9 protein-coding genes are annotated in these 12,463 nt (G+C 74.7%); 3 read left to right on the forward strand and 6 right to left on the reverse strand.

All coding sequences use genetic code 11. The features are described 5' to 3' along the window. Positions 1-17: 17 nt before the first annotated feature. The 3 genes from BM051_RS25240 to BM051_RS25250 are packed head-to-tail and all read right to left on the reverse strand — an operon-like array spanning position 18 to position 3,568. Positions 18-1,259 carry a PucR family transcriptional regulator gene (locus BM051_RS25240; RefSeq protein WP_092535526.1) on the reverse strand — a complete coding sequence of 414 codons (1,242 nt, stop codon included), beginning with the start codon at positions 1,257-1,259 and terminating at the stop codon, positions 18-20. 35 nt (positions 1,260-1,294) lie between these two features. Further along, a complete protein-coding gene (locus BM051_RS25245) occupies positions 1,295-2,446 on the reverse strand; it encodes a glycosyltransferase (protein ID WP_092535529.1) in 1,152 nt (383 codons plus the stop codon). A gap of 3 nt (positions 2,447-2,449) precedes the next feature. Beyond that, complete coding sequence (locus BM051_RS25250; protein WP_177217003.1) at positions 2,450-3,568, reverse strand: glycosyltransferase family 4 protein; 1,119 nt, start codon at positions 3,566-3,568, stop codon at positions 2,450-2,452. A gap of 214 nt (positions 3,569-3,782) precedes the next feature. Here BM051_RS25250 and BM051_RS25255 point away from each other — a divergent pair, with 214 nt between their 5' ends. Then, on the forward strand, positions 3,783-4,619 hold the full coding sequence (locus tag BM051_RS25255) for an inositol monophosphatase family protein (RefSeq protein WP_092535534.1): 837 nt from the start codon (positions 3,783-3,785) through the stop codon (positions 4,617-4,619). A 1,032-nt stretch (positions 4,620-5,651) separates the two neighbouring features. Here the strand turns inward: BM051_RS25255 and BM051_RS25260 are convergent. The 3 genes from BM051_RS25260 to menD form a co-directional block, all read right to left on the reverse strand. Continuing rightward, complete coding sequence (locus BM051_RS25260; protein WP_243859824.1) at positions 5,652-6,176, reverse strand: DUF3592 domain-containing protein; 525 nt, start codon at positions 6,174-6,176, stop codon at positions 5,652-5,654. 477 nt (positions 6,177-6,653) lie between these two features. Beyond that, complete coding sequence (locus BM051_RS25265) at positions 6,654-8,192, reverse strand: M1 family metallopeptidase (RefSeq protein WP_092535537.1); 1,539 nt, start codon at positions 8,190-8,192, stop codon at positions 6,654-6,656. A gap of 91 nt (positions 8,193-8,283) precedes the next feature. Next, positions 8,284-9,954, reverse strand: a complete 1,671-nt coding sequence (gene menD / locus BM051_RS25270; protein ID WP_092535540.1) for a 2-succinyl-5-enolpyruvyl-6-hydroxy-3-cyclohexene-1-carboxylic-acid synthase — start codon at positions 9,952-9,954, stop codon at positions 8,284-8,286. Between the two features lie 114 nt (positions 9,955-10,068). Here menD and BM051_RS25275 point away from each other — a divergent pair, with 114 nt between their 5' ends. Next, the gene (locus BM051_RS25275; RefSeq protein ID WP_092535543.1) at positions 10,069-10,992 is read left to right on the forward strand and encodes a 1,4-dihydroxy-2-naphthoyl-CoA synthase; all 924 of its coding nucleotides are present in this window, start codon (positions 10,069-10,071) and stop codon (positions 10,990-10,992) included. A 24-nt stretch (positions 10,993-11,016) separates the two neighbouring features. After that, positions 11,017-12,294: an AMP-binding protein gene (locus BM051_RS25280; RefSeq protein ID WP_092535546.1), complete on the forward strand. Its 1,278-nt coding sequence runs from the start codon at positions 11,017-11,019 to the stop codon at positions 12,292-12,294. Positions 12,295-12,463 lie beyond the last annotated feature (169 nt).

The raw sequence follows: 12,463 nt of genomic DNA on the forward strand, positions 1-12,463 counted from the left end.
CCTGGACCGAGCAGTGTTCAGGACAGGGCCCGCCGGGCGGCCAGCGCCGCGAACAGCACCGGAAGGTGCGAGGGCCGCCCGGGGTCGAGCCCGGTCAGCGCGGTGACCCGGCGCAACCGGTAGTCCAGCGTGTTCGGGTGGATGTGCAGCATCCGCGCGGTGCGCCGACGGTTCAGCTCGTTGGCCAGGTGCAGCTCGAGGGTGGGCAACAGGTCGGCGTTGATCGCGAGCGGGTCCAGCAGCGCGGCCAGCGCGGGCGTCGCCGGGGTGCCGCGACTGAGCTGGTAGTCGAGCAGCACGTCGGCCAGCCGGTATGCGCCCGGCGGCCGGCCGGTGCGCCGCGCGACGTCCAGGACCTCCCTGGCCCGCGCCACAGAGGCGGGGACCTCGCCCGGGGCGCCGCCGGCCACCCCGGCGGTCAGCTCGGCACCCGCGGCGCTCGCCGCCCGTTCGACCAGCGCCCGGACGTCGGGCCAGCGGTCGTCCAGGCTCCGCGGGCTCGGCAGGAGCACCAGCCCGCCGCCGGGGTCCAGCTGCGCCAGCGCCGGCCCGGTGCCGAACCGCTCGAGCTCGGCCAGCATCCGGCGCACCTTGCGGCGGGCGGCCACGGCCGCGGTGACCGTCGCGACCCGCTCGGCCGCGCCGTCCTGTTCGTCCGGGTGCGGCCCGATCCGCAGCGCCAGCACCACGTACTCCGGGGGCAGCCGAAGGCCGGACCGGTCCGCGGCCGCCGCGGCGGGCTCGCCGGCCAGCAACGCGGCCAGCAGCGTCTGCCGCGCCCCCTGCTCCTGGCTCTGCATCGACCGCAGCTCGGCGACGTAGGCCTCGGTCACCACCGCCAGCATCACGCGGAGGTAGCCGATCAGCAGATCGGCCGTCGCGCGCAGGTCGGCGACGTCGTCCGGGCCGGCGGCCGCGCCGATCCGGCGCCATGCCTCCTGGCCGCCCACGCAGTAGGCGTCCAGCACCGCCGCCAGCGGCACGCCCTCCTCGGCGCGGCGGGCGACGGAGCCGGCCAGCCAGTCCAGCTCGGCGGGCTCGGGCACCTCACGGTCGCGCAGCACGTCGACGATCACGTCCAGGATCCGCCGGGTGACCGGGGCGATCTCGCCGGTGAGCTCCTCTGCGGGCAGCCCCCCGTACACCGGCACGTGCTCCAGGACCGTCGCCAGCACCGCACCGGTGAGCTCGGGCAGGCCCTCGGCCAGCCGCTCGTGCACCGGGCGACCGCCGACCGTCAACGACCGCCGCTCGGCCACCGGCTCCTCCCGCCGCGCTCGTCCCGCCGGACCTGTTACCGGTCACGAACTCGCACGTCAGATGCTGACCGACAGTCGTGGTCGGCGTCCAGCGCCCGCAGCATGCCGCGGACCGAGGCGCTCCAGCTGAACTCCTCGGCGCGGGCCCGTGCCGCCGCCCTGCGTACCGGCTCGGGGCGCTCCAGCAGCCCGGTCACGGCCGAGGCGAAGGCGGGCGCGGAGTCGTCCACCGCCGCGCCGCACGCCGGCCGGACGATCTCCCGCAGCGCCGAGGACGCCGACACCACCACCGGGGTGCCCGAGGCCAGCGCCTCGAGGGCGGCGAGGCCGAACGTCTCGTGCGGCCCCGGCGCGAGCGAGACGTCCGCGCTGGCCAGCAACCGGGCCACGGCGGCCCGGTCGTTGACGAAGCCGAGGAAGGTCACCGGCAGCCCCCGGGCCCTCCGCTCCAGCGCGCGCCGGCGCGGCCCGTCACCGGCGACGACCAGCCGGGCCCTGACCCCCGACTCGGTCAGCTCGGCCACCGTGTCCACGCTGCGCTCCACGTGCTTCTCCGCCGACAGCCGACCACAATGGACGATCAGCGCGTCCGCGCCGGCGGCCAGCTCCCGGCGCCACGCGCCGTCCCGCAGAGTCGGCCGGAAGGTGCGCAGGTCCACGCCGAGCGGCACCCGGCACACGTTGGGCGCGGCGATCCGGTCGAACTCCGCGCGGGCGAACGCCGTCGTGCACACGACGGTGTCGTAGCCGCGGGCCATCCGCCGGTTGGCGACGTCGGCGACCCGGCGGGCGAGCGGGCCGGGCAGCAGGAACTGCTCCAGCAGCCGGTCCAGTCGCTCGTGCGAGATCACCACCCCGGGCACGCCGTGCCGGCGGGCCCAGGCGCCCATGCCGCGCAGCGTCAGCCGGTCGGACACCTCCAACCGGTCCGGCCGCAGCCGGCGGAGCAGCGCCCGCACCCGGTGCGGGTCCACCGCCCGGTAGCCGCCGGTGCCGGGGATCCGGGGCGCGGGCAGGGTCAACCGCCGCACCCCGGTGGGCAGCGCCTCGTCGGCGGCGCGGGGACCGGGCACGACGAGGGTCACCCGGTGGCCGCTGGCGACGTAGCCGGCGCCGAGGTGGTGCAGCGCGGTGCGCAGCCCGCCGGAACGTGGCCCGTAGAAGTTGGCCAGCTGGACGATGTGCATCTCTCATGCCGCGCGGACGGCCGGGTCGCGGACCGCCGCGTAGTGGCCCAGCAGCTCCTGGCACACCGCCGGCCAGGTGCGACCCAGCACCGCGGCCCTGGCGTTGGCGCCGAGTCGGGCCCGCGCGGCGGGATCGGCCAGCTCGGCGACCCTGGCGACCAGGTGCGCGGCGAACGCGGCCCGGTCCGTCGGGAGGAGGTAGCCGGTGCGGCCGTGCGTCACGAGGTCGCGCGGCCCGCCGGCGTCCGGTGCCAGCACCGGCAGCCCGGAGGCCATGGCCTCCTGCACGGCCTGGCAGAAGGTCTCGTGCGGGCCGGTGTGCACGAAGACGTCGAGGCTGGCGTAGGCGGTGGCCAGCTCGGCGCCGTACCGCGAGCCGAGGAACACCGCACCGGGCAGCCGCTCGCGCAGCGCGCCGAGGTCGGGGCCGTCGCCGACCACCACGAGCCGCACCCCGTCGACGCCGTGCAGCGCGGCCAGCCGGTCGACCTCCTTCTCCGGGGCGAGCCGGCCGACGTAGCCGACCAGCAGCTCGCCGCGCGGCGCCAGGCGGGCGCGCAGCGCGGGGTCGGCGTGGGCCGGGGAGAACCGCTCGACGTCGACGCCGCGACCCCAGCGGTGCACCCGCGGCACGCCGTGGCGGCGCAGCTCGGCCATGGCGGAGGTGGACGGGGCGAGGGTGCGGTCGGCCCTGCCGTGCAGCCGGCGCACCCAGCGCCACGCGGCGCGGGCGCCGAGGCCGAGGCCGTACGCGGCGGCGAACCCGGCGACGTCGGTCTGGTACACGGCGACCGAGGGCACCCGCAGCCGCCGGGCGGCGGCGAGGCCGCGTGCGCCGACCACGAACGGCGAGGCGAGGTGCACCACGTCCGGGCGGAAGCGGGTCAGCGCGGTGAGCACGGTGCGGGTGGGCAGACCGATCGGCAGCGAGTTCACCACCGGCAGCTCCACCGCGGGGATGCGGACGACCGGGGCGTCGCGGTACCGGTCCGGACCGGCGCCGGGGGCGACGACGAGCACGTCGTGCGCGCGCTCGCGGAGGTGCTCGACCACCCGGAGCACGGAGTTGGTCACGCCGTTCACCTGGGGAAGGAAGCTCTCGGTGACAATCGCGACTCGCACGTGACGGACTGTGGCAGCCGATTCCGGCGGGCACGGCTGCGGTCGCGTGACCGGCCGGCCAACACTCGGCGAAGATTCCCGGTCCTCCGGTCGGGTGACGACTCGTTGTCGGATGGCGAGCGGGACGTCACCTCGTGGTCGCGTTCCGGTCACCGGGCGTGCCCACGCTGGGGGATGTGTTGACCTTGCCGTACTCGTTGCCTGTGTGGGTGTCATGACGGTGTTGTCGTCCCGTCCGCTGCGGCCGGTGGAGCCCGGGTTGGTGTCGCGGGCGCTCGAGGTGGCCGGGCGGCTGGCCAACGACGCGACCGACGTGATCACCGCGACGGCGGGGCGCGGAGCGCGGCCGGACGTGAAGGACTCGCCGTTCGACTGGGTGACCGACACCGACCGGACGTTGGAGCGGCACACCCGGCGGGTGCTGACCGCGGAGTTCCCCGGGGTGCCGGTGGTCGGTGAGGAGTTCGGCGCCGACGTCGGCGCGGAGGTCGCGGAGTACCGGTGGGTGGTCGATCCCGTGGACGGGACGGCGAACTACGTGGCCGGGGTGCCGTGGTGCGCGTACAGCCTGGCGTTGATCGACAGCTCGGGGCCGGTGGTTGGGGTGGTCGCCGACCCCTACCGGGCGCAGATCTACGCGGCGGCGCGGGGACGGGGCGCGCGGGCGAACGGCACGCCGGTGCGGCTGCTCGACCGGGGCAGCACCGCGGGGGCGATCGTGTGCACGGAGCTGTCCCGGAGCGGGCCGTGGCCGGGGATGGGCGAGTTCATCGAGCGCGCGGCGGCGGCGCACGCGGGGGTGCGGGTGCTGGGCTCGGCGGCGCTGTCGATCGCGCAGGTGGCGCTGGGCCACGCCGCGGCGGCGGTGCTGCACAGCTACCACGAGTGGGACGTGGCGGGGTCGGTGGCGCTGGCCATCGAGGCGGGTGCCGTGGTGCTGGACCGTAGGGGCGAGGGCAGCGCCCTGCCGGCCGACGGGCTGCTGGTCGCGGCCCCCAGCGTGGCCGACGAGGTCCTCTCCTGGTGGCAGGAGACCGCGGCGGCGCTGTAGTCCCGTGCGCCGTTCCCGGCCAGTGGCCGGTGCGACCCGCCAGCCCCACGGCCTCGCCCGACCCGCTCTACCAGCGGCGCCGTAGTCTCCTGCACCGTTCCCGCCCAATGGCCGGTGCGACCCGCCAGCCCCGCGTCCTCGCCCGACCCGCTCTACCGGCGGCGCCGTGGTCCCGCGCACCGTTCCCGCCCGCTTGTCTGTCGAGGCAACCGGCCTGCCCGGCGGCCTTGCGTGACCGTCGCTGCCGGCGGCGCTGCCGGGTGCCCCACGATCCATGGCCACAGCCCCGTGCGACCTCCTCGCTTCCGCCGCCCTGGCCGCCAGCCCGGGTCCGCCTGAACTCGGCAGGCCGGTCGACCGCCCTGCCTGACAGCGCCACTCCGCCGCGATCTCAGCCCGCGGACCCTGGCCGCCGGTTCCGCGCGACGAGCGGTCCAACCGTGTTCCTCCAGCGACGTTGCCCAGCAGGGCCCAGGGTTTTGCGCGGCAACCCGTTCAGCCAACCCGCGCGGCCGTCGTTCGTCCGCGCAAACCCCCTGCTCGATGCGCATTCCGAGCGTCAGCACCGGACTTGTCCACAGCTCCCCGCGACTGTGGACAAGTTCGGTGCTGCAAGCGTTTTCCGGAGGAATCGTCGGGCCTCACGGGTAGAATGGAACCCGGGGATGGCCCCCTTGGGTTGGGTGGGTACGTACTGGGGGCTGGTTGTTCCGAGGCCCGGTCGTTCTCGGGCCCGTCGTTCTCGCTCCCAGTGGTCCTCGCCCAGTCGTTCCCGATCCCAGCCGTTCTCGCCCAGCCGCTCTTAGGCCCGGCCGTTCTCGCCCAGTCGTTCCCAATCCCAGCCGTTCTCGCCCAGCCGCTCTTAGGCCCGGCCGTTCTCGCCCAGTCGTTCCCAATCCCAGCCGTTCTCGCCCAGCCGCTCTCGCCGGCCGTTCTCAGTCCAGTGGTTCCGTCTGGTCGTTCTGGGGCTCGTCGTGCTGCTGGAACTCGGGGTGCTGGGCTCGGGTTCGGCTCGGTGGTTTCCTGCCGGTGTCAGGCGTCGGCGGGGGTCTTGGCCGGTGGAGTCTCCCGAACGTTCTCGCCCGCCCGCTTCGGGCGGAGCGCGCCGACGGGGAGCAGCGGACCGGACAGCCTCCGGTGGCGGATCCACCACAGCGCCGGCCCCGCGACCAGCCACGTGAACAGGATCGTCGTCCCCAGTGGTAGCAGGGTGAGCACCGCCGTGCGACCGGCGACCCTGGCCAGTTCGGGGTTCGTGGTGTCGTACTCGATCCACACCAGGTCGCCCGTCTCGAGCCCCTCCGGGTAGAGCACCCCGTTGGAAGGAATGTGGGCCACGCCGTCGGGCGTCTCGTACCGGATGATCGTCCGGTCGAAGTTCACCTGCTCCACCCGCGCGTTCGCGGTCCCGAGGTTCGCCGCGATCGCCCGGTCGTTCCGCACGGCGGCGAACAGCAACGCCACGCACAGCAATGTGAGCGCTCCGGCCACACCGAGCACCACCCGCCCGGCGAGCCGCCACGCGCGCTCCCTGTCGACCACCACTCCGCCGAGCATACCCAGCACCGGCGGAGCACCCGGCGAAGCCGCGACACCCGCCACAGCGGGGCCACCGAAGCCGCACCAGCCAGGGTTCGCGACACGGCAGCGCCCGCAGCTCCGGCAGCACGCCCCACCCGGCAGCCCGCGACGGCATCCCCCGGCGACAACAGCCTCCCGCGACTGGGCCCGGCGGCAACAAGCGCCCGGCCGCGCCCGCGCCCCGCGACAACGCCCGGTAACAGCCTCCGGCGACTGGCCCTGGCGAACGAAGCGCCCGGCCGCACCAGGCCCGCCCGACGGCAGCCTCCGGCGGCTGGGCCCGGCAAGAACAAGTGCCGGCCGCACCGCGCCCCACCACGGTCTCCGGAGGCAGCGTCCGTCGGGCTGGGCTGGCGACGGCGAGCGCCCAGCCGCGCCGCCCGCCAGAAGGAGCCGCCCGCCACAGAGCTCGCCACAAAGATCAGTGGCGGCGCGCGGTGACCAGCGCCGAGCTCAGTGCCCGTGCGGCGCGTGTAGCAACTCGTGCGTCGCCCGGATCTGCCGGTACGACTTCGGCTCCACCAGCGCACCCCGCTCGGTCCGCGGTGCCCGCGCGGCGGCGACCTCCGCGCCGTGCCCGTTCGGGCTCACCGCCGGCTTGGCCGGCGTGTACAGCCACGTCCGGATCAGCCCGTCCAGGTCCACACCGGACAGTCGCTCGGCCAGCGCCACGAACTCCGGGATCGTCCCGTGGCCACCCTTCTTCGTCTCCAGCCACGTGCGCAGGATCCGGAAGAACGCCTCGTCCCCCACCGCCTCGCGCAGCGCGTGCACGGCCATCGCGCCCCGGTCGTACACCGCGACGTGGAACTGGTTCTCCGCGCCGGGATCGCCGGGCGGCACCCGCCAGAACGCGTCGTCGGCCGGGTAGGAGTTGTAGAGGTACTCGGCCAGCTCGTCGGCCGTGCCCTCGCCCACGTGCTCGGACCAGAGGAACTCCGCGTAGCTGGCGAACCCCTCGTTGAGCCAGATGTCCCGCCACGACCCGACCGACACCGAGTCGCCGAACCACTGGTGCGCGTTCTCGTGCGCCACCACGGACATGTTCGTCCCGGCCCGGAAGAAGCCCCGGCCGTACACCGAGCGGGTCTGGTTCTCCAGGGCGAACCCGAGCCCGGTGGACGCCACGCCGCCCTGCGCCTCGAAGGGATACGGGCCGAAGAACTCCTCGAGCGCCTTGACCACCTCGGGCGTGCGCTCGATGCTGGCCTTCGCCGCCGGCAGGCTCGGCCCCAGCGCCGGGTCGTAGGCCGTGACGAACGGCTGCCCGCTCGGCGTGGTCGACCGCAGCACCTCGAACCGGCCGACCGCGAGCAACGTCAGGTACGTGGCCTGCGGCTCGGTGCTCCGCCAGTTCCACCGGGTCCAGCCGGCGCGCTGCTTGCTGGTGCGCACGAGCGTGCCGTTGGACAGCGCGGCCACGTCGTCGGGCACCTCCACCGACACGTCGTACGTCGCCTTGTCGGTCGGGTGGTCGTTGGCCGGGAACCACCACTCGGAGATCTGCGGCTCGTCCACCGCCAGCGCGCCGTCGGGCGTCTTCTTCCAGGCGGTGACACCGCCGATCTCGACCTGCGACGGGGTGTCCGCGTAGGTGACCACCACGGCGAGGAACTGGCCCCGGGCCAGCGGCCGGGCGGGCGTGACGACCAGCTCGCTCGGGTCGGCCGGGTCGGTGGCGAACCGGGCGGGCGCGTTGTTCACACGCACCGACCGCACGTCCAGACCGAAGTCGAGGTTGAAGCTGGACAGCTCCTGGGTCGTGGTCGCCAGGATCGTCGTGGTGCCGGCCAGCCGGTCGGTGTCCGGCTGGTAGGTGAGCCGGATGTCGTAGTGCGCGACGTCGTAGCCGCCGTTGCCGGCACCCGGGTAGTAGGGGTCGCCGACGCCGGCCGAGCCGGGCGCCGGTGCCGCGCTCGCCGTGGTCGACAGCAGCACCGTCGCCAGCCCGGCGGCCACCGCACCGAACCCGGTCCGCGTTCGCGAGCGCATGACGTCCTCCCCAGTTCGCACGATCCGGCCCCCGGAAACCTAGCCCCGGGACGGCGGTCGCGGAACCGGCCGAATGGAGGGAGAATCCCGGCTATTCGGGCCGAACGGCGGCCGCGACCGCCGCGCGCAACCGGGCGTGCAGGTCCCGGTGCCGGCCGCGGTCCACCCGCACCTCCACCACCCGCAGCCCGGGCGCGGGGCGCAGCGCCGCGCGCAGCTCGGCCAGCGAGTCGACCCTGGTGTGCGGCACGTGGTAGCCGGCGCACAGCGCCGCGAGGTCCGCGCCGTGCGGGGTGCCGAACACTCGCTCGAACCCGGCGCTGTGCTCGGGCGCGCCCTGCTCGAGCAGGGTGAAGATGCCGCCGCCGTCGTCGTTGAGCACCACGATGGTGAGGTCCGGCCGCTGCTCGGCCGGCCCGGTGAGCAGGCCGTTCACGTCGTGCAGGAACGTCAGGTCGCCGAGCAGCGCGTAGGCGGGACCGCGGTGCACGGTCGCCGCACCCATCGCGGTGGAGACCATGCCGTCGATCCCGGCGACGCCGCGGTTGCGGTGCACCAGGACGTCCGGCCGGATGCCGCCGGCCAGCGCGACGTCCCGGGTGGGGTTCGACGAGCCGACGACCAGCAGCGCGTCCGGCGGCAGGGCGTCCACCAGCTCCGCGGCCAACCGCAACCCGCTGGGCCACGGCTCGGCGGCCAGCGCCTCGCGCACCGCACGGGTGGCGGCCGCGTCGGCCCGCTGCCACCGGGCCAGCCACTCCGGGTCGGCCGGCTTGGTCGGCTCGGCGAACCACTGCCCCACCTGGCGGACGTTGTGCGCGGGCGCTGGCCAGTCGGCGTCCGGCCGCACCAGCAGCACCTCGACCGCGGGAGCGGACAGCAGGGCCTGCACCTGCCGGAACACCGTGGGCCGGCCGATGCACAGCACCTGCTCGGGCCGGTGCGCGGCGATGAACTCCTCGACGGCCAGCAGCCACGCGCCGGCGCCGATCGCGGTGGCCCCGCCGAGGCCGAGCCCGCCGGTCTCCGACACCACCGGCCACCCGTGCTGCTCGGCCCACTCGCTGGCCGCGCCGACCCCGGCGTCGCAGGCCACCACCAACCCCTGCCGTGCCGAGGGCACGACGAACGCCGGCAGGGCCCCGAAGTCGGGCAGCTCGGTCCAGCGCGCGCCGTCCGACCGGCCCTCCAGCGACTCGTGCCAGTCGCCGGTGCCGTCGGGCACGAGCGGCTCGCGGAAGGGGACGTTGAGGTGCACCGGCCCGCACCGCCACTCGCCGTACGCGGCGTTCCACGCCCGGCAGACCTGGCTGCGCCAGTACGCGTTCTGCCCCGCCCTGTTCTCCGCGACGGCCAGCTCGTCGAAGTAGCGGACGGCGTTGCCGTAGAGCTCGTACTGGTCGATGACCTGGTTGGCGCCGGCGGCCCGCAGCTCGGGCGGGCGGTCGGCGGTGAGCACGATCAGCGGGACGCCGGCGCGGTCGGCCTCGAGCACGGCGGGGTGGAAGTTGGCCGCGGCCGTGCCGGACGTGCACGCCACCGCCACCGGGCGCCCGGTGCGCGCGGCGATGCCGAGCGCGAGGAACGCGGCGCTGCGCTCGTCGACGCGCACGTGCAGGCGGAGCTTGCCGGCCGAGGCGGCGTCGTACAGCGCCAGTGACAGCGGCGCGTTGCGGGAACCGGGGCAGAGCACGACGTGCGAGACGGTGTTGCGGACGAGCTCGTCGACGATGACGCGGGCCTGCGCGGTGGAAGGGTTCACCGGCGTTCCCCCGTCCCGACTCGACGTCTCGGCGGGCGGCCAGCCGAATCCCGGTCCTGGTCGCCTACCACCTCGATGCCGGTCACCACGCGCACACGCCCTATCCTCCCAAACGTGGACGACGATCGCGTTTCAGAGCTGTTCGACCCGGCCCAATGGAGTGAGATCGAGGGATTCGACTTCACCGACATCACCTACCACCGCTCGACGGAACAGCGCTCGGGCAAGCGCGTCGTGCGGATCGCGTTCGACCGTCCCGAGGTGCGCAACGCGTTTCGTCCGCACACCGTCGACGAGCTGTACCGCGCGCTGGACCACGCGCGGATGAGCTCGGACGTCGGCTGCGTCCTGCTCACCGGCAACGGCCCTTCGCCGAGGGACGGCGGGTGGGCGTTCTGCTCCGGTGGTGACCAGCGTATTCGCGGCCGGTCGGGCTATCAGTACGCCAGTGGGGAGACGTCGGACACCATCGACCCGGCGCGCGCGGGGCGGCTGCACATCCTCGAGGTGCAGCGGCTGATCCGGTTCATCCCGAAGCCGGTGATCGCGGTGGTGACCGGGTGGGCCGCCGGGGGCGGGCACTCGCTGCACGTGGTGTGCGACCTCACGCTGGCCTCGGCCGAGCACGGCCGGTTCAGGCAGACCGACGCCGACGTGGGCTCGTTCGACGCCGGCTACGGCTCGGCGTACCTGGCCCGGCACGTGGGGCAGAAGCTCGCACGGGAGATCTTCTTCCTGGGCCGCACCTACACGGCGGAGCAGATGCACGCGATGGGCGCGGTGAACGCGGTGGTGCCGCACGCCGAGCTGGAGGCCGAGGCGCTGCGCTGGGGGTGGGAGATCGTCGGCAAGTCGCCGACCGCGCAGCGGATGCTGAAGTACGCGTTCAACCTGGTGGACGACGGCCTGGTCGGGCAGCAGCTGTTCGCCGGCGAGACCACGCGGTTGGCGTACATGCGGGACGAGGCCGTGGAGGGTCGGGACGCGTTCCTGCAGAAGCGCGAGCCCGACTGGACGGACTACCCGTACTACTACTGATCACGTCCGCTCCGGTGAAGCGCCGTGATCACTGTCCCGAGTGACGGGAGCCCGGCCGCGGTGGAGCGGGTGCGCCGGGCGCTGCTCGACGCGCTGGACGGCGGGCCCGCGGTGCTCCCGGTCGACGCGCGGCACCCCCGGGGGGACGAGCTGCGCGCGGCGATGGCACCGGAGCGACCGGTGGAGCCGAACACCGCGGTGGTCGTGCCGACCTCGGGATCGACCGGGACCCCCAAGGGGGTGCTGCTCGCCGCGTCCGCCCTGGTCGCGTCGGCCGAGGCGACGCACCGCCGGCTCGGCGGGCCGGGCCGGTGGCTCCTGGCGACACCCGTGCACTACATCGGCGGCCTGCAGGTGCTGGTCCGCGCGCACCTGGCCGGCACCGAGCCGGTGGTGCTCGACCTCGCCAGCGGTTTCTCCCCCACCGCGTTCGCCGCGGCGGCCGGGGAGCTGCTCACCCGGCCGGGGCCGCACTACACCGCACTCGTGCCGACCCAGCTCACCCGCATCCTCGTCGACCCCGCGGCGACACGGGCGGCCGCCGGGTTCGCCGCGATCGTGATCGGTGGTGCGCGGTTGGACCCGGGGCTGCGGGCGCGGGCGGAGCGGGCCGGGCTGCGGGTGCGCTCGGCGTACGGGATGAGCGAGACGGCCAGCGGGTGCGTGTACGACGGCGTCCCGCTGGACGGCGTGCGGGTGCGGATCGGCACCGGAGCGGGTACCGGGGGCGTCGCCGGGCGGATCGAGATCGCCGGGTCGGTGCTCGCGCACGGCTACCGGCTGCGACCCGACGAGTCCGCGGCCACGTTCCGGGACGGCTGGCTGCGCACCAACGACCTCGGCCGCCTCGACGCCGTCGGCCGGCTGGAGGTGCTCGGCCGGGTCGACGACGTGATCAACACCGGGGGGGTGAAGGTGCCGGCGGCCGAGGTCGAGCGGGCGTTGACCGGACATCCCGCGGTGCTGGCGGCGTGCGTGGTGGGAGTGCCCGACCCGGAGTGGGGCGAGGCGGTGGCCGCGGCCGTGGTCCTCGGCGGCGGAGCCGGTGAGGGGACGATGCCGGGCGAGTCGCGCGCGGACGACAGCTCGGCGAGGACCACGGCCGGGACGGACGAGCCGGAGTCGGCGGCGAGCACGGCCGGGCCGATGGGTGATCGGGTGCGGGACGAGCTGCGGGCGGCCGTCCGGACGGCGGTGGGCGCGGCCGGGGTGCCCAAGCGATTGGAGTTCGTGCGCGAACTGCCGACGCGGGGACCAGGTAAACCCGATCGGGTGGCCGTGCGCGCGATGTTCGAGTGGTGACGTTCAGGACACCGCCGAACGGCGTAATCTCCGCTCACTCGGTAATCCGATCGCCACACTCTTGTCCATATTTTTCCTAATTTTCCACCCAATTGGTTGACTTTCCACGAATTGCGGATTTGGCTCTGCTGCCGACGGGCACGCGGCCCTGCAGCGGCGGTGGGACGTC

This window comes from Amycolatopsis arida (assembly GCF_900115565.1).
GTDB classification, from domain to species: Bacteria; Actinomycetota; Actinomycetes; order Mycobacteriales; family Pseudonocardiaceae; genus Yuhushiella; species Yuhushiella arida.